Genomic DNA, 17,283 nt, shown 5'->3' on the forward strand with positions numbered 1-17,283 from the left:
GGTATCCGCTTATTCCGAGAACGGATGGGTATTGGGAGGGGTGTACTTGTCTTTGGGGAGCGTTGGCAGCGGAGGGTTCATGCTGGCCGGTCCGCTCAGATTGTGGCTGGCGCCCTTGACACTGACGGTGCCGGGGCAATGCACCTCGATATTGCCACCGGCGATGCGGATATAGCCGCCGCCGGCTGTGACCAGAATTTCTTGCTTGGCGTTGACGACAACCTTTTCCTTGCATGAAGTAATCGTCACATCCTGATCAGCCGTGATTTCCATCATGTCGCTTTGCGCCTGTACCTGCACCTTGCCCTTGGCGGCGATCAGCTTCAGCGCCACCTTGTCCTTCACCCCCGCCACGAACAGGCTGATGCTCTTGCCGACATTGTGAATCCAGCGGCGGCCGGTGGTGTGGTTGGCGTCGCGCTGGGCAACTAGGATGAGATTGGCTCCGGCTGCCAGCGTCTGGCTCAGTTCGGTTGCGCTTACGATGCCGGCCGGAGCGGACAGGATCAGTAGCGGCTGCTGGCCGGCTTGATCCTTGGCGGTCTTGCCGTCCTTGTCGGTGTTGGTGCCCGCCTCCCAGGCGGCCAAGGCATCCAGCTGGTGCTGCGCGTGGCCGGCGGCTTTCTTGCCGGTTTTGGCGTTGTCGTCGCCAATGCCGTCCGGGCCGGTTTCCATGGTGTCGGCCAGTTGGCTGGTAGCGGTTTCGGCTAGCGCTTGGCTGAGCGCGACAGCGGATTGCAGCTGGCTTTGCGCATGTTCGCGCGCCAGTTGCTTGCCAGAAGCGCCGTTCTGCGCCTCGGTGGACAGCAGCAGGCCGTGGGCGGCGCGGATGGCGCCGTGATTGTCGGTGCGCAGCTCGAAGCCGTCGCCGCGCGGCTGGGCTTTGCCGTTGCTGCGCGGATGGGCGAGGTAGCCCTGGTTGAGCTGGGTCTTGCCCGGTTCGCTCGACAGCTTGGCGCGCACTTCGCCGGGGGTGTCGTCGAACAGCAGCTCGTTGTAGCCGCCGCCCTGATGTTCCTTGCTCTTGATGCCGGACAGGGTCTTGTTGGCGGGCAGGCTGCCGGCGCCGCTGAAGTCGGGCGTCGGGTGGCTGCCGTTGTACAGCACGCCGGTGATCACCGGGCGGTCGATGTCGCCTTCGATGAAGTCGACCAGCACTTCCTGGCCGATGCGCGGGATGAACTGATGGCCCCAGCCGGCGCCGGCTGACGGCATCGCCACACGGACCCAGCATGACGACTTGTCATCCATCGCCGCGCCGATGGTCGGGTGTTCGTCCGGCCGCTGCCAGTGGAACTGCACCTTGATCCGGCCTTGTTCATCGGTGTGGACTTCTTCGCCGGCGGGGCCGACCACGGTGGCGGTCTGCACGCCGCGAGATTTCGGCTTGGCATGCTCGGTATCGGCAAACGCCGGCGTCAGCGGGATGCCGCGGCGCTGGGTCTGGATTGAGGTGGAGAACGGGGCGGTTTTTTGGTCTGTGCCGACATGCTGCGCCAAGTCGGTCGGCAGGTTGTTGCGGACCTGGAAGCTTTGGCCGGTGACAACGAATTCTCGGCTTTCCGCCGCATCGCCGTCATGCGCGGGATGGTCATCCAGACGGAACCATTCGCCCGGCAACAGCCCGCGCACCGATCCGCTGCCGCTGAACGACTTGGCTTGCCGGTCGTTGGCCTGCTGCCGCAGCTCGGCGTAATGGCCCAGTTGCTCCTCATCGCCGGCATAGTACAAGCCCGGCGCGTCGTATTGCGTCAGGCTGCTTTGCAGGGCTTGGCCGGTCTGGCCTTGGTCGATGCGGCTATCATCCTGGATCTGCTGGGTGTAGACCGGTTTGTAATCGTAGCTGGCCAAGGCGGTGCCGCCGGGCACGATCTGGCGCGCGGCTTCCCAACCGGTGAGGCCATCTTCTTCCTCAGTGGCGTCGCTGCGATGGAAGCGCACCCGTTCCAGCTTGGAGCCCGGCAGGCTGTGGACATCGTCAAAGATGGCCAGTTCCACCTGTGGGCTATTTCCTCGCGACGCTTCGCTACCTCGCTCGGTCACTTCATCCAGATGAACGAATCGCCAGGCGTAGCCTTCCTCATGCAACAGCCTGACGATGAAATCGAAATCGCTCTCGCGATACTGCAGCGTATAACTGCGCGGCGGGGCTGGTTTGATCTGGATGTCCAGCGTCTGCGCCCGGGCGAAGGCGGGGTTGGCGGTCTGATGCTCAGCCAGGATTTGCTTGACGATGTCCGGCACCGACAGGTCCTGGAACACGCGGGAGGTCTTACGGTGGCGCAGCAGCGCGAACGGCGGCTCGATGGTCAGCTCGTACTTGGCGAAACCGCCGTCAGACCCTGCCAGCCTGGCTTGGCTGACCACGCCGCAGCGGATGGTTTCGTCTCCGTCCGCATCCGCAATGCCGATTCGGGCCGGCTGGCCCAGCAGCGTCTTGAGTTCGATATTGCCGTCCGGCGACAGGCAGGTGAGCGTGTAGCGGTAGGCGCGGGAGACGCCTTCCTCGCCGTCCAGGCTTAGCGGCAGCAGCTGCTCGGCGGCTATCTGGCCGGTGCCAAGCTGCAGCGTCAATAACCGGTTATCTTGGCCAAAGGCGGAAGCAAAGCTGGACAACAGTGCGTTCAGATCCATCGGCATTCCAGACGAAAATACCCTCTGGCGAAGGTATGTCATTGAGCGGGAAGAAGATTAGGATTCTATTGATCTTATGAAGGCTGTCACAAGCTAGCTTTGATAGGAAATTGGCGGATTTGTACCAAAAGACAGGGAACGCTGTTTAATCGGTGGCGTGAAAGTTCTCATTGGCACCAGGCAGGGCCAGCGCTATTTGTTTGAACACTCCAAGATTTGGCAGCCGTTCTGTCGTGTAGGCACAGGATATCTTTTTGCCGAGTAAGCCGTACGCGGAAGGGAAAATACAAAGCACAATTAGTATGCAGTTGGAGTGCTTGATTAGTGGGGAATGTCGGCAGCAAGTTGCGCAGAAGTATCTGCATACCTGCCTTTTAGGTCAGGTTTGTAGACTTGGGTAAGGCCGTTGGATTGTTAACGGTTATCGCAAAATAATACAATCAAATCTTATTTTATCCCTTTGAAATTCAAGCCTGTTCGGCTTTTATCTCCCTCCCGGATTGCCATGGACCTTAACAGCCTCCTTTCCTCCTTCGCCTCCGCCTTCAATCAAGACCAGCGCCTGCTCACCCTGGAGCTGGGCAGCGGGCAGGTCGCCGCCGAGCAGCTGCTGCCGCAAAGCCTGGATGGCGAAGAGGGCGTGTCCAAGGCCTATCGTTATCAACTCACCTGCCTCTCCCCCGACGGCGCCATCGAACTCAAGACCCTGCTCGGCCAGTCCGCCCGCATCGGCATCGCCGACGCCCAAGGCCAGGAAACTGTCCGCTGCGGCGTGGTCAGCCAGGCCCGGCTGATGGGTTCCGACGGCGGCTTCGCCCAGTACGGCCTGACCATCGAGCCGCCAATCGCGCTGCTGCGCCACCGCCGCACCTCGCGGGTGTTCCAGGACTTGAGCGTGCCGGACATCGTCCAGCAGATCGTCCACGAGCACCAGGCGGCCAACCCGGTGTTCGCCCGCGCGCAGGCCATCGAGTTCAAGGTCGGCCCGGCGCAGCCGCGGAGCTACTGCCTGCAGTACCGCGAGGACGATTTCAGCTTCATCGTCCGCCTGCTGCATGAAGAGGGCTACGCCTGGCGCTTCGAGCATGTGGACGGCGACAGCCCGCAGGTCAAGCTGGCGGTGTTCGACGACGCCTACAGCCTGCCGCCGGCCGAGATCGAGCGCGTGCGCTTCCACCGCAGCGACGCCACCGAAGAGGAAGACGGCCTCACCGACTGGAACGCCAGCCGCCAGATCGTGCCCGGCAACGTGGCGCTGGCCACCTTCGACTACCAGCCGGTGTCCACCCAGCACACCGGCGACAGCAGCCAGATCGACCAGGGCCAGGGCGGCCAGGCGCTGCAATCCAGCCTGCAGGACTACGACCCGCAGGGCCTGTATTACGCCGGCGACGCCGACCAGCTGTCGCACTACGCCCGGCTGCGGCAACAGGCGCACGACCTGCAAGCCAAGCAATTCGAAGGCGGCGGCTCCATCCGCGGCCTGACCGCCGGCCAATGGTTCCGCCTGGACGACCACCCGGCGCACGAGGCCGACAGCCACGAGCAGCGCGAATTCGTCGTCACCGGCCAAAGCTTTCAGGTGCGCAACAACCTGCCGACCGACCTGAAAGCCATCCTGCCGGCGGGCGACCAGGCCGACGCGCCGTTCACCACCCGGATCCAGGCCCAGCGCCGCGGCATCCCGCTGACCCCGGCCTACGCCGGCACCGCCTCCGCCAAACCCACCTCGCTCGGCGTGCAGACCGCCACCGTGGTCGGCCCCGCCGGCGAGGAAGTCCACACCGACGCCCAGGGCCGGATCAAGGTGCAGTTCCACTGGCAGCGGCCGGAAGAGCATCCCACTATCGGCGCCGGCCTCGACGACAAATCCTCCTGCTGGCTGCGCGTCGCCATGCCCAGCGCCGGCGCTGGCTGGGGCCACCAGTTCATCCCGCGCATCGGCCAGGAAGTGCTGGTCGACTTCATCGAAGGCGACATCGACCGCCCGGTGATCACCGGCGTGTTGTACAACGGCAGCCACCCGACGCCAGACTTCAGCGGCGCCGGCTCGCTCCCCGCCAACAAGACCCTGTCCGGCATCAAATCCAAAGAACACCAGGGCGGCGGCTACAGCGAGCTGCTGTTCGACGACACCCCTGGCGAAGTGCGCGCCAAGCTGTCGAGCGAACCGGGCAAGACCCAGCTCAACCAGGGCTACCTCGCCCACCCGCGCAGCAACGGCAAAGCCCAACCGCGCGGCGACGGCTTCGAACTCAGAACCGACCACCACGGCGCCATCCGCGCGGCCCACGGCCTGCTGCTGTCCACCGAGGCGCAGAACGGCGCCGGCGGCAAACAACTGGCGCGCGAGCACGCCCAGAGCCAGCTCGACGCCGCGCTGAGCCTCTCCCAGGCGCTGGCCGAGACCGCCACCGGCCAACTGGCCGACACCATGGAAACCGGGCCCGACGAAATCGGCCCGGACAACGCCAAGGCCGGCAAGAAAAGCGACGGCCACCTGCAGCACCACGCCGACGCGCTGAAAGCCTGGGAAGCGGGAACCAACACCGACAAGGACGGCAAAACCGCGAAAGAGCAAGCCGGACAGCAGCCGCTGCTGATCCTGTCCGCACCCGCAGGCATCGCCTCCCTGACCGAGCAAAGCCAAACCCTCAGCGCTGGCCAGAACCTGAACCTGGTCGCCCAGCGCGACGCCAACCACACGACGGGCCGGCGCTGGATTCACAACGTCGGCCAGCACATCAGCCTGTTCGTGGCGGGGGTGAAGGACAAGGTGGCGCTGAAGCTGATCGCGGCGAAGGGGAAGGTGCAGGTACAGGCGCAAAGCGACGCGATGGAGCTGACGGCGGATAAGGATGTGACCATTACCTCGGCCAAGCAGAAGATCCACCTCAACGGCAAACAGGAAATCCTGCTCACCAGCGGCGGTGCCTATGTGCGGATCAAGGACGGCAAGATCGAGCTGCATGCGCCGGGCACGATCAGTTTCAAGGGAGCTAGCCATGATTGGAGCGGGGGGACAAGCCTTGGACAGACATATAACGCTATGCCACAAACCAAGTTTGATGATCGTTTTCAGCTAGTAGATCAGCACACAGGTAAACCTCTGGCTAATCATAAGTATGAAATTCATCGAGGGTTTGGTGGAGTTGAGCGAGGGGTTACTGATGCTAGTGGCTTTACTCACCAAGTAAAGAATCCTGATGCAGCGGAAAATATTGAAATTCATATAAAAAATTCTTGAATGGTTGAGATATGGGAAAGAACATAGAAAATTTAAAGGTGGAGCAGAGGAGTTTAACCCCCTCTTTCAATGGAGAAGTAAAGAAAATTGAAGTGAAAAAGCCGCCTAAAGTTTTTGTGTTTTTTATTGGTGGTGCAGGTGATCGACGCAGCTTTATGGGAAGCGGGCCGAATTATAATGTCCAGGCGGTAACTGATAATTTTTCTAGTGTATTCTCCAAAGAAATAGCGGGTGGAGTGGCTGAGTTTTCATATAATGGTTATTATGAAGTTCATGGTAAAGAAGAAATAAATGCATTGATAGATAAAGTTAAATTAAAAAAATCCACTAAAGTTTATATTGTTGGTCATAGTCTTGGGGGGTGGAATGGTGCGCATTTATCTCAGAAATTATCAGAAAGAGGCTTTTCTATTGAGATGTTAATTACGCTTGATCCTGTAGGTGAGAATCCTGTCTTGAAAGGAGTTGCAGATATATATGCAATGCCTCCCGAGCCTGTTGCCAAATATTGGTTAAATATTCATTACGAGCAGAGTAATGTAAAGGGTATATACAAAGGGGCAACGAGTGGAAGCTGGGTGGGGTTTAAAAACTCCGTAACTGATGTGACTTCTAATATTGTTGCAGAAACAGGGCGGCGTTGGATGATTGGCCCTGATAAACAGATTACTCCGGCAGATGTTGTTCTAAAGGGGGCTGGTGGAGCTGTTGCTGGTCGAATCTGGGATCCTAAGCGCATGCCTGACTTGAGTTGTATCGTTGATATTGCGCATGTGGATACGTTGCCGGCAATGAAAGTGGTGCTATCAAATGGCAAAACTGGATGGCAGATGTTTGAAAGCTCTGTGAGGGAGAGTTTAGGTGAGTAAGTACTGGGGGATATTTGGACTAATTGTCATCGTAGGGCTGGGGGGAGGGTACGTATGGTATAGCCCATCGGCACCAATGATTTCATATAAGCAGATGAAGAACGGGGCTGGGTATCAGGTCAAATTGTATTTTGATAGTCAAGAAGAATTGGTTGCTCATAGCTATTTAAAGTGTGAGATTGCAAAAGGCGATGCTGGGCGTGAGTCCTTATCGAGTAATGAAATTGGAATGATAGCCTCGTCTATTAAAAAAGGCGCAGGACTTAATTCATATGTTGCAGATGTGAGTTTTGATGCAAACGGTGGGGCTTTTTCGGAGGTTGTAACAAGAAAGAACTTGATAAAACAGTTGGGCGGTATGGATACGTTTCCATGCAGGTTAGTCGAGGTATCATATTTTGGGAAAAATCCAGAGAGTAAACCAATGCAGATTCCTGTTAAAGACCTTCTACTGGCTATCCAGTTTTGACATATTAATCTCTGCGATTCAGAAATCACCTGTGATTCATAAAGCCCACCCCGCCATCCGGCCGGGTGGGCTTTTTGCTACACCCGACCTATCAGCTGATGGCGGGCTAGCAGCAGTTCTTGATGCAGCGGGGTGAGTAGGCTGAACAGCTGGCGGCCGGGGAGTGGCGTGCCGTCTGCCAGGCGCAGCAGATCCAGCAGCGATTGCATGCCTTCGCTGGCGCGGGCCAGAGTTTGGTTGCTGGTGCTGAGGGTTTGCTCGATGTCCTGGTTGAGTTCCACCAGCCTTTCCACCAGCAGGCGCAGAGCGGTGGGGCTGTGGTGGGTAAGCGGGTTTTGCAGTTTGGTGACGATCTGGTTCAGCTCTACCAGCGCGGCTACGGTGGTGGGAAGGTGGTTGGGTTTGTTCGTGTCGGCGTCTTGATTGAATGTGGGCGGCACTAGCGGGGTGATGTTGGACATGCGTTTTCCTCCATGACTGGATAGCGGAAACCGCCGGGCCTGCGTGTGCGGGCCCGGCTGGCTTGTGCGTTTACAGCGCGCGGGTGAGCAAGTGGAGCGGCTGGTCCATGCGCTTATCCAGCGGCGCCAGCAGCTCCTTCAGCCGGCTGGATGGCAGGCGCACGTCGTCGCCCAGGCATGAGAGCAGGTCCATCATGGATTCCAGGCCCAGCTGGGCATGGGCCAGGTGGGGGATGGATTCCCTTACCGCGTCCTCCATCTCCCGGCACAGGTGGGCCAGCTGCGCCACGGGTTGGCGCAGGCTGGCTAGATCGGGGTCGGCCAATTGCGCCTGCAGCTGGGCAAAGATGTGGTTCAGCTTGGCCAGCGGCGCGGCCGGGTTGGATGGTCGCAGGTGGCGGAGTGGGCCGTGGCCATGCGCCTGGGGGCGGATGTGCACGGCAAACGGCGCAAATTCAGTGGGGTGGGACATGCGTATCCTCCAGCGAGAAAGTCCGCTCGCCCGGGCGCGAGCCAGCGCCTATCCCAGCTGAGCAGCCGGGGACAGGCCAACGCGCGCGGGCGAGCGGCAAGTCAGTGCGTCCCGTGCTGGGGCGGAGAAAGCGGCGAGGGCGGAGCGGTGCCTGATGCGCAGGCGGCGAGGGGCGCGATGGGTGGGTGCGCCCCCAAGGTGCCGCCACGCCGCTGCCCACCCCAACACGGGGTTCTCAGCGGCCGCCGTGCCCGGATGGGCCGCGGCGGCAGCGGCTTACAGCACGCCGGTGAGCCGGCTGAGCGACGCTTCCATCCGTTTGTCCAGCGGCGCCAACAACTGCTGGAGGCGGCTGGACGGCAGGCGCACATCGTCGCCCAGCGCGGACAGCAGGCCCAACAGCGCCTGCAAGCCCAGCTGGCCGTGGGCCAAGTGGCAGATGGTTTCCACCACTGCGTCCTCAATGTCGCGGCACAGATGCGCCAGCTGCGCCGCCGGCACGCGGGCGCAGGTCTGCGGCTTACGGGCTAGCTGGTCTTGCAAGGCGGCAAAGGCATCATGCAGCCGATACATGGCCAGCAGGCTGGGCTGAGACAAAGAGGCAGACACCCCGGAACGGGGCAAAGGGCTGGGGGATACGGCAGAGTGAGACGCACTGCGGGAAATGCTAGTCATAGCAAGATCCTCACGGAGATGAGTGCTCAATCCTGCTTTCCCGACGCCAATCGGGGGTGGCAGGCGCATGGCGGGATTGGCGTTACCGGCATCTCCTCCGGCGTGTCTCGCGACACTCCCACCACGGCCCGCCATAAATTGCGCGTAGCAATGGTGATCGAACTGGCGCGGCGAACGCGGCAGTTCGATGGAAGATGTAACAGGACGCCAATCCCGGTGCCGCTATTGAACGGCACGGGATCAATTATCTAGCTGAAAGGCTTGCTAGGCAAGCGAAGATGTGCGTATCGCAGGGCAGTTTTATGCTATAGGCATGGTGAGGGGGTTGATTTAAAAGGCAAAAAAGAAGGCAAACAGATGGCTTGCCTTCTTTTCAGAAGTCGCGATTAAACAGTCGCCTTGTACAGTGGCGCAAGCAGATGTTTGGCGAGGTGGGCGGCGACAGGCGCGGCGACGGCATCGCCCATCGCCATATAACCGTCGTTGTAGCTGCCTGGCAGCTGGAAGGTGTCTGGCGCGCCCATCAAACGAGCGGTTTCTCTGACGGTCAGCAAGCGGGTAGACAGCCTCCCATCCCGCTTCAGCACCAAAAATTGTCTACTGCTGCCGCCTTTGGGGGTGCGCAGGCATCCGGCGACGCCGTCGAATCGCAGTTCCAGAGTCTGGCCTCTGGCTCTTGTGCGCTTATAGCCTGGAGCGGCGAAGGTTTCAAAGCTGTCCAGTAGGCGGCGATGATTTTCAGGAATCAACGCGATATTGCGTGCGGCGACTTCCGGAGGATCGCAAGGAGCATCCCACTCGATGATGTCGGCAAGGTCCTGTTTGCGGTGGGCGGGCTCGGGCAATTTCCACCAAACCCAATCTTCCAAGCCTTCCGCGACTTTGATGATGGCCTGGGAGTGCGCCCAGGTTGGGCCTTCGGCCATCAGTTCGGGGGGAACTGCGTGGTCTTTGTGCAAGGCAACCACAAAAATTCTGGGGCGAGACTGCGGCACCCAGCGCGCGGCATCCAGCATCAACGCGCCGACCCTATAACCCCGCTCGCGCAAGCTGGCGTGCAGCGTGCGGTAGTAATCGCCGCCATTAGCAGATACCAAACCCACCACGTTTTCCGCTACTAACAAAGGTATTGTCTGCTTTGACTCGTCTAAGATGCGCAGCCATTCCCAAACCAAGCCGCTGCGCTCGGCGTGAATGCCGCCGTTCAACCCAGCCAAAGACAAGTCCTGGCAAGGGAAGCTGGCCCAGGAAAGATCGGCATGCGGCAACAACCCACCGTATACCTCAGTGATTGAACGTAGTTCGAACTTGCCAGGCGCGTGGTTGGCCGCATACACCTTGGCCTTCTTGGCGCTGATGTCGTTGGCCCAGGCGGTGTCGAAGTAGGGGGCGAGGGCGTGGGAGACTAGGCCGCTGCCGGCGAAAAACTCCAGAAAAGCGGGTTTGCGCTTTCGCTTGTGCTGCTGGTTGGACGGGCTGGCGTAAGAGGGCGCGGCATAAGCTTCGCATTGCGGCTCTTTCACGCAATTGCTGCTGTATTCCATAATTTTCCCCCTTAAAAATCAATTCGATGCGCAAACCCCGCCATGCTTTTCGCGGCGGACGCGTATAGTATCACATATCTCAAATCCCGCCGCTCAAGCCCTTGAACCGGAAATGAGGCAACCCTATGGACACCCTGTCGCCGGAGGCGCGTAGCCTCGTGATGGGACGCATCAAGTCTAAGCATACCAAACCGGAAATGACAGTCAGGAAGATCGCTTACGCGTTAGGCTATCGCTATCGCCTGCATGGAAAAGAGCTGCCAGGCAAGCCGGATTTAGTGTTCAAAGGACGGCGCCAAGCGGTGTTCGTCCATGGCTGTTTTTGGCACGGCCACGATTGCGGGCGATGCCGGATGCCGAAGTCAAATCAAGCATACTGGCAAGCCAAAATCCAAGCCAATATGTCTAGGGATGTCGCTACACGGGCACGGCTGGAAGGGATGGGTTGGCGCATCTTGGAGATTTGGGAATGCCAAACCCGAGACGCGTTTTTGATACAGAGCATGCTCAAGAATTTTCTTGGTTAACAGGTGTGGGCGGATGGCATAAGATGGCGTGATTCATTCTCGTCAATTTTATTGTCATAGAGGTATGGTTTTGAGCGATATCACCAACCTGAGCGAAGGACTCGCGCGCGCCGATTTACCATTCGAAACCCAAGAGTTGAGAGATAGGCTGGAAGCCTTTCTCAACCGTGAGGTCATCGATCCCATCACAGACAAACCTATCCGGCTTGGCAACTATGTCTGGGGCGTTTACTCGTTTTACGACTACGACGGCGAGCCCATCTACGTCGGCCAAACCAAAGAATCTCTGCGAACCCGCATCCGACGCCACTTAACCAATCAGCGCACTGACGCGGTGGCGATGAACGTGTTGGACCCGTTCGAGGTCCACACCATTGTGGTTTATCCGTTGCCAGAATTGCAGAAGGTCTCCAAGAAAGACGCTGAAGCTAGAAAACGGCTTGACGCCCTTGAGCACGCCATTTACTCGCAAGCTATCGAGCGATCAAAATTCAAAGCCATTCTCAATGAAAAAGCGCCGCCCACGCCGCAAGTCGATGTCTCTATCCCAGTCTCGCACGCTGGAGTAGTAGTGTCTGATGAAGTGCTGCGAATCCGCTCTCATCCCGACATCCGCATCGCCAGACGCACGCAAACCATCTCTCGGTTGGCTCAAGTCATCAGTGAACGCAAAGTGCAAAAGGGTTTGCGCGGCGTTTTGTTGACGCAGGCCAAGCGATTGCAATGGTTGTCGGAGCAACGGTTGGCAAGAGCGTTGGATGATAGCGATGAAGAGGATGAGTAGTTTTTGAGGCTTACGAGGTATCTAGGAAAGTGGGGGGTGATTCACCCTTTGTAGGATCCCATCTTCAACTAGATGAGTCCCACGGAAAATCAGCGGGATTATAGATGAAAGTGGGACGGAGGCGGTATGGGCGTCCCATCTTCCTGGATTATCCTCTCTCAGGACTTCAGCCGCCGCTGCACCGTGTCCCGCCACTTGATCGGATCTCCCACTTGGTATCTTTCTATAAAAAGCTCAAGCACATGGTGCGAGTTTACCCACTGGCGACAAGCGTTGATGCTACTGCCGTGGAGTAGAAGTGCCTCGAACCTCAGCCGCTTGGAAGGCGGCTAGTTAGATCAGCTACCTCGGTGTTCTGGAGGTGCCGGACGACATCCATTGTGTGCACTTTAGAACTGTGTCTGGCTTGGGGGAGCGAATGTAATCACTTCATGTCAGTCTGTATGTTGCCAACGTGCCTAGTACGAGAGGATATAACAACAGCGATATCTTAGTGCGTACATCAAATTTATGGAGTCTAGGCTCATTTGCTAGTATGTAACGGATTGCGTGGAGATAATTGAACACCAAGTTTTCTGTTTGCTTGCATGGCAGCTGCAATGCAAATACAGCTCATCATGTAAATTTGAATAAGGCAGGCTAGCAAGAAAGACATAGCTGTACTGATAGCCATTGTTGAAAATTCAGGATGTGCTTTTCTTAGATTTAGCCCCACTATTAATAACAATACCATTGTGATTGGAAAGGCGAGCTTTAGGATTGAGTCATTGAATTTGTTAAGTAAGAGTTTTTCTTGTATGGAGAAATGCTCAATCACTCTTCCTCCTGATATTGTGCCAGATTCTTTAAAGTCCTTTATGAAAAAATCTTGTATTTCTGATATCTTTGGTAATGTCAGAAAGCCATGTGCAATGGCAAATACTGTCCAGGCGGCAGTATAGGCAACTAATATAAAATTAAAGTTTTCCGAATCGTATTTTTTAAAAAAAGCGGGGAAAATGAATAAGAATGCACTGAGAATAGTGCACGCAAAAAAAGCATTAAATATACCCAGAGAATAAACGGCTATTTTATTTGCTTTTCTGCTAAGTACGAGTGTGGAAATTGTTGCCAAAATTGCGAAGGTAAGATAGAAAGCTATGGAAAATCTAATGGCCTCAGGCGACTTGCCAGACCACTGATTTGCCATAATAAAGGCTAGAGGCAATAGAATCCATGCCCAAACCAACACAATTCTAGAAATTTTTGTAATGGGATTCATATTATCTAGCCCAACCAGCTACGGTCTCTTTAATATTAAATGCGCTATCTGCATAGTCAATCACGGTTGCGGCAAGTATGTAGCCTCCAACAACAACCATTGCGCCCAGCCAAACTGGAGCCGTTATGGTAACACCAACTGCTGATGCGGCGGCAGCGGCGGTAAACATAATGCCCGCAGTAATCAAACCACCTAAAGCTGCTGTGCTCCCGGCTTTGAAGATAGACACTCCAGCTCTTCCGAAAAACTCGCTTATGTCATTGGACTTTCCATCTCCAAATGTGGTGGCGAAGTCTCCATATAAATCTATTACCGTTCCGACGCCTTGAATCTTCATGCCCGCCCTGAAATTTCCTTTGGCGGTTAAAAATACTCTTTTAAACCCACCGAGGCCGCGTCGTCCTGTTATGTGATGATTCGACCCCAAAAATTCAGCTTTGTTGCTACCTACGGGCATGCTAACTGTTTTTAGCTTAGACAGTCCTGTTGGGGTAATCAGCCTGCCTTTGAAAACATAACGATACATGCCAATTTTGGACCTCTCTATATAGACTCGCATGCCTAGCATGTTGAATCTTTTCCAGTGAGACTGGATATAACCTGCGGTTTCTTTAAAATAATTGGCAGTGAGAGGGGAATCATTGCTTGTCATTGCGGCATTTGTTCCCTCAACTACATTGGCAATGATGGCTTCAAGCTGACTACCCTTTTGAGGCTCTTTAAATAGCTGATCTGGAGCCCCTGTCATTTGGCCTCCAAGTAGTTCAAGTTGTTGAATAGCCGCAGGGGTTAGCTCATTTTTTGAAATTGTGCCGGCAATATAGTGCTCTTGGAGCTCGGGCTTGTCCATACTTCCTAATAAATAGGAGTATTGACTCTTCTTCATTTTTTCGTCGCTCAGGAAGCCTTGAAGTAACTGGTCTTCTTGGGTTAAAACGGCAGTATGCCCATAGGGGTCCGCGGCTGTACATTTCAAGAAGTTAGGTGTTGCGGGCCTGCTATTTAGAACGATCATCAGCGGTTCGGGCTTGATCATTGGGTCTTTGTCATACTTATTGTTGTCTAATTTGTTTGGATGCCATTCGCCTAAGACTTTTCCCGAGCTTTCAATAATTAATTTTCCAGAGAAGTCTCTGGATATCCAAACATATATGCGCTCACCATCCTTGAAAGACATGCTTTTTCTTGCATGGTATGCATGTAGAAGTTTATCTCTTTCGCTATAAAAATCACTGCGGTCTGTTCTCAGAGTATAGGTGGCACTCGACTTTATATTTATCTGAATGACCACGTCTCTGTGCCTGCGCTTAATTACTCGATTTTTGCAGCCTGCGACCAGACCTTTTGCCGTTTCTCCAGGGAGGCAAACATAAACCAGATTTTCCGGCATAGCTTTATCGGACATGATTTAACCTTTTTTTCTTGTAGGTAAATCGCCCTTGAATGTGTCGAAAAGCACATTCTTAAACTTTACCCAGCCGTCTGCATCAGATGATTGTTGCAATTTTGTATTATCACCTGATTGCAGCTTGATTTGTTCCCCAACCAAGGGGTTGCCCTCAGCATCCTCATAACGTACATGCAAGTCTGTGGTTTTATTCTCTGATTTCAACGTCTGAACGAGACTTGTGGGCCCACTCAATTGATGTTCAGCCCCCTTGACGCTCACGGTGCCTGGGCAATGTACCTCGATATTGCCGCCGGCGATGCGGATGTAGCTGCCGCCGCTGGTTAGCAGAATCTCTTCTTTGGCTGCAACGGTGATGACGTTTTTGCAGGAGGTGATCGATACATCCTTATCCGCCGTCAGCTCCATCGCATCGCTCTGCGCCTGCACCTGCACCTTGCCCTTGGCGGCGATCAGCTTCAGCGCCACCTTGTCCTTCACTCCCGCCACGAACAGGCTGATGTGCTGGCCGACGTTGTGCAGCCAGCGCCGTCCCGTCGTGTGGTTGGCGTCGCGCTGGGCGACCAGGTTCAGGTTCTGGCCAGCGCTGAGGGTTTGGCTTTGCTCGGTCAGGGAGGCGATGCCTGCGGGTGCGGACAGCACCAGCAGCGGCTGCTGGCCGGCTTGGCCCTTGGCGGTCTTGCCGTCCTTGTCGGTGTTGGTTCCCGCTTCCCAAGCCTTCAGCGCGTCGGCGTGGTGCTGCAGGTGGCCGTCGCTTTTCTTGCCGGCCTTGGCGTTGTCCAGGCCGATTTCGTCGGGCCCGGTTTCCATGGTGTCGGCCAGTTGGCCGGTGGCGGTCTCGGCCAGCGCCTGGGAGAGGCTGAGGGCCGAGTCCAGCTGGCTCTGGGTGTGCTCGCGCGCCAGCTGTTTGCCGGATGCGCCGTTCTGCGCCTCGGTGGACAGCAGCAGGCCGTGGGCGGCGCGGATGGCGCCGTGGTGGTCGGTTCTGAGTTCGAAGCCGTCGCCGCGCGGCTGGGCTTTGCCGTTGCTGCGCGGGTGGGCGAGGTAGCCCTGGTTGAGCTGGGTCTTGCCCGCTTCGCTCGACAGCTTGGCGCGCACTTCGCCGGGGGTGTCGTCGAACAGCAGCTCGTTGTAGCCGCCGCCCTGGTGTTCTTTGGATTTGATGCCGGACAGGGTCTTGTTGGCCGGCAGGCTGCCGGCGCCGCTGAAGTCGGGCGTCGGGTGGCTGCCGTTGTACAGCACGCCGGTGATCACCGGCCGGTCGATGTCGCCTTCGATGAAGTCGACCAGCACTTCCTGGCCGAGGCGCGGGATGAACTGGTGGCCCCAGGCTGCTCCGGCCGACGGCATCGCCACTCGGACCCAGCATGACGACTTGTCATCCATCGCCGCGCCGATGGTGGGATGCTCTTCCGGCCGCTGCCAGTGGAATTGCACCTTGATCCGGCCTTGTTCATCGGTGTGGACTTCCTCGCCGGCGGGGCCAACCACGGTGGCGGTCTGCACGCCGCGAGATTTCGGCTTGGCGTGCTCGGTATCGGCAAACGCCGGCGTCAGCGGGATGCCGCGGCGCTGGGTCTGGATGGCAGTAGCGAAAGGGGCGGTGTTCTGGTCTGCGCCGACATGCTGCGCCAAGTCGGTCGGCAGGTTGTTGCGGACCTGGAAGCTTTGGCCGGTGACGACAAATTCGCGCTTCTCCGCCGCATCGCCGTCATGCGCGGGATGGTCGTCCAGACGGAACCACTCGCCCGGCAGCAGCCCGCGCACCGATCCGCTGCCGCTGAACGACTTGGCTTGCAGATCGTTGGCTTGCTGCCGCAACTCGGCGTAATGACCCAGTTGTTCCTCGTCGCCGGCATAGTACAAACCCGGCGCGTCGTACTGAGTCAGGCTGCTTTGCAGGGCTTGGCCAGTTTGGCCTTGGTCGATGCGGCTATCATCCTGGATCTGCTGGGTGTAGACCGGTTTGTAATCGTAGCTGGCCAAGGCGGTGCCGCCGGGCACGATCTGGCGCGCGGCTTCCCAGCCGGTGAGGCCATCCTCTTCCTCAGTAGCGTCGCTGCGGTGGAAGCGTACCCGGTCCAACTTGGAGCCCGGCAGGCTGTGGGCATCGTCAAAGATGGCCAGTTCCACTTGCGAACCATCGTCATCCAGATGCACGAATCGCCAGGCGTAGCCTTCCTCATGCAGCAGCCTGACGATGAAATCGAAATCGCTCTCGCGATATTGCAGCGTATAGCTGCGCGGCAGGGCCGGTTTGACCTGGATGTCCAGCGTCTGGGTCCGGGCGAAGGCGGGATTGGTTGCCTGATGCTCGGACAGGATCTGTTTGACGATGTCCGGAACCGACAAATCCTGGAATACGCGAGAAGTGCGGCGATGGCGTAGCAACGCGAGGGGCGGCTCGATGATCAGCTCGTATTTGGCGAAACCGCCGTCCGACCCCGCCAGCCTGACCTGGCTAACCACGCCGCAGCGGATGGTTTCGTCTCCGTCCGCATCGGCAATGCCGATTCGGGCCGGCTGGCCCAGCAAGGTCTTGAGCTCGATATTGCCGTCCGGCGACAGGCAGGTGAGCGTGTAGCGGTAGGCGCGGGAGACGCCTTCCTCGCCGTCCAGGCTCAGCGGCAGCAGCTGCTCGGCGGCGATCTGGCCGCTGCCCAATTGCAGCGTCAATAACCGGTTATTTTGGCCAAAGGCGGAGGCGAAGCTGGCCAGCAGTGAATTCAGATCCATCAGACTCCCAAATAAAAATACCCTCGAAAGAGGGTATGTTATTGAACTGAAAGGGGATAAGAATTTTATGATGTTGAGGGGGGAGCAACAACTTAAATTGTCGGCAACGGTTGACATGACTGTACTAAAGTACAGGTATGTTATTGGTAGGGACTGGATGATTTTCTCAATACTGGGGCCTAATGTGCTCAGTACG

At 57.2% G+C, this 17,283-nt stretch carries 13 protein-coding genes; 5 read left to right on the forward strand and 8 right to left on the reverse strand.

Annotated features, from left to right (window positions below):
- Nucleotides 1-9: 9 nt before the first annotated feature.
- A complete protein-coding gene (locus tag BKX93_RS15280; RefSeq protein WP_070980481.1) occupies nt 10-2,634 on the reverse strand; it encodes a type VI secretion system Vgr family protein in 2,625 nt (874 codons plus the stop codon).
- A gap of 505 nt (nt 2,635-3,139) precedes the next feature.
- Here BKX93_RS15280 and BKX93_RS15285 point away from each other — a divergent pair.
- Genes BKX93_RS15285 through BKX93_RS24790 form a run of 3 tightly spaced genes read left to right on the forward strand, consistent with a single transcriptional unit; the run spans nt 3,140 to nt 7,219 of the window.
- Complete coding sequence (locus BKX93_RS15285) at nt 3,140-5,881, forward strand: type VI secretion system Vgr family protein (RefSeq protein ID WP_083340573.1); 2,742 nt, start codon at nt 3,140-3,142, stop codon at nt 5,879-5,881.
- An 11-nt stretch (nt 5,882-5,892) separates the two neighbouring features.
- A complete protein-coding gene (locus BKX93_RS24785; protein ID WP_144408898.1) occupies nt 5,893-6,750 on the forward strand; it encodes a type 1 periplasmic-binding domain-containing protein in 858 nt (285 codons plus the stop codon).
- On the forward strand, nt 6,743-7,219 hold the full coding sequence (locus tag BKX93_RS24790; RefSeq protein ID WP_144408899.1) for a hypothetical protein: 477 nt from the start codon (nt 6,743-6,745) through the stop codon (nt 7,217-7,219). The genes BKX93_RS24785 and BKX93_RS24790 overlap by 8 nt, the downstream gene beginning before the upstream one ends.
- 77 nt (nt 7,220-7,296) lie before the next feature.
- On the opposite strand, the gene BKX93_RS15290 is transcribed toward BKX93_RS24790, so the two are convergent.
- The 4 genes from BKX93_RS15290 to BKX93_RS15305 all read right to left on the reverse strand — a co-directional run bounded on the left by BKX93_RS15290 (nt 7,297) and on the right by BKX93_RS15305 (nt 10,371).
- Nucleotides 7,297-7,680, reverse strand: coding sequence for a DUF1484 family protein (locus BKX93_RS15290; protein ID WP_046168508.1), 384 nt, complete (start codon nt 7,678-7,680; stop codon nt 7,297-7,299).
- A gap of 70 nt (nt 7,681-7,750) precedes the next feature.
- Complete coding sequence (locus tag BKX93_RS15295) at nt 7,751-8,152, reverse strand: DUF1484 family protein (protein ID WP_070980482.1); 402 nt, start codon at nt 8,150-8,152, stop codon at nt 7,751-7,753.
- Nucleotides 8,153-8,428: 276 nt separating this feature from the next.
- The gene (locus tag BKX93_RS15300; RefSeq protein ID WP_244887186.1) at nt 8,429-8,749 is read right to left on the reverse strand and encodes a DUF1484 family protein; all 321 of its coding nucleotides are present in this window, start codon (nt 8,747-8,749) and stop codon (nt 8,429-8,431) included.
- Between the two features lie 464 nt (nt 8,750-9,213).
- Nucleotides 9,214-10,371 (reverse strand): DNA cytosine methyltransferase, encoded by a 1,158-nt coding sequence (locus tag BKX93_RS15305; protein ID WP_083340575.1) that lies wholly within the window; start codon nt 10,369-10,371, stop codon nt 9,214-9,216.
- Between the two features lie 125 nt (nt 10,372-10,496).
- On the opposite strand from BKX93_RS15305, the gene BKX93_RS15310 reads away from it, so the two are divergent.
- Both BKX93_RS15310 and BKX93_RS15315 read left to right on the forward strand, forming a co-directional pair.
- Nucleotides 10,497-10,898 carry a very short patch repair endonuclease gene (locus BKX93_RS15310; RefSeq protein WP_070980486.1) on the forward strand — a complete coding sequence of 134 codons (402 nt, stop codon included), beginning with the start codon at nt 10,497-10,499 and terminating at the stop codon, nt 10,896-10,898.
- A gap of 70 nt (nt 10,899-10,968) precedes the next feature.
- Nucleotides 10,969-11,682, forward strand: coding sequence for a GIY-YIG nuclease family protein (locus BKX93_RS15315; protein ID WP_222103260.1), 714 nt, complete (start codon nt 10,969-10,971; stop codon nt 11,680-11,682).
- 523 nt (nt 11,683-12,205) lie between these two features.
- Here BKX93_RS15315 and BKX93_RS24795 read toward each other — a convergent pair.
- From BKX93_RS24795 to BKX93_RS15320, 3 genes are read right to left on the reverse strand one after another with little or no spacing between them, the layout of a single operon-like run.
- On the reverse strand, nt 12,206-12,943 hold the full coding sequence (locus BKX93_RS24795) for a hypothetical protein (RefSeq protein ID WP_145929327.1): 738 nt from the start codon (nt 12,941-12,943) through the stop codon (nt 12,206-12,208).
- 1 nt (nt 12,944) lies between these two features.
- Complete coding sequence (locus BKX93_RS24800; RefSeq protein WP_145929328.1) at nt 12,945-14,348, reverse strand: SH3 domain-containing protein; 1,404 nt, start codon at nt 14,346-14,348, stop codon at nt 12,945-12,947.
- 3 nt (nt 14,349-14,351) lie between these two features.
- Complete coding sequence (locus BKX93_RS15320) at nt 14,352-17,087, reverse strand: type VI secretion system Vgr family protein (protein WP_244887187.1); 2,736 nt, start codon at nt 17,085-17,087, stop codon at nt 14,352-14,354.
- Between the last annotated feature and the right edge of the window lie 196 nt (nt 17,088-17,283).

The sequence above is a fragment of the Chromobacterium vaccinii genome, from assembly GCF_001855275.1.
GTDB classification, from domain to species: Bacteria; Pseudomonadota; Gammaproteobacteria; order Burkholderiales; family Chromobacteriaceae; genus Chromobacterium; species Chromobacterium vaccinii.

Coding starts and splice junctions, on each gene's coding strand:
- BKX93_RS15310 (WP_070980486.1), top strand. CDS start 10,497: ATGGACACCCTGTCGCCGGAGGCGCGTAGCCTCGTGATGGGACGCATC.
- BKX93_RS15295 (WP_070980482.1), bottom strand. CDS start 8,152: ATGTCCCACCCCACTGAATTTGCGCCGTTTGCCGTGCACATCCGCCCC.
- BKX93_RS15305 (WP_083340575.1), bottom strand. CDS start 10,371: ATGGAATACAGCAGCAATTGCGTGAAAGAGCCGCAATGCGAAGCTTAT.
- BKX93_RS15285 (WP_083340573.1), top strand. CDS start 3,140: ATGGACCTTAACAGCCTCCTTTCCTCCTTCGCCTCCGCCTTCAATCAA.
- BKX93_RS15280 (WP_070980481.1), bottom strand. CDS start 2,634: ATGGATCTGAACGCACTGTTGTCCAGCTTTGCTTCCGCCTTTGGCCAA.
- BKX93_RS15290 (WP_046168508.1), bottom strand. CDS start 7,680: ATGTCCAACATCACCCCGCTAGTGCCGCCCACATTCAATCAAGACGCC.
- BKX93_RS24795 (WP_145929327.1), bottom strand. CDS start 12,943: ATGAATCCCATTACAAAAATTTCTAGAATTGTGTTGGTTTGGGCATGG.
- BKX93_RS24785 (WP_144408898.1), top strand. CDS start 5,893: ATGGGAAAGAACATAGAAAATTTAAAGGTGGAGCAGAGGAGTTTAACC.
- BKX93_RS15320 (WP_244887187.1), bottom strand. CDS start 17,087: ATGGATCTGAATTCACTGCTGGCCAGCTTCGCCTCCGCCTTTGGCCAA.
- BKX93_RS24800 (WP_145929328.1), bottom strand. CDS start 14,348: ATGTCCGATAAAGCTATGCCGGAAAATCTGGTTTATGTTTGCCTCCCT.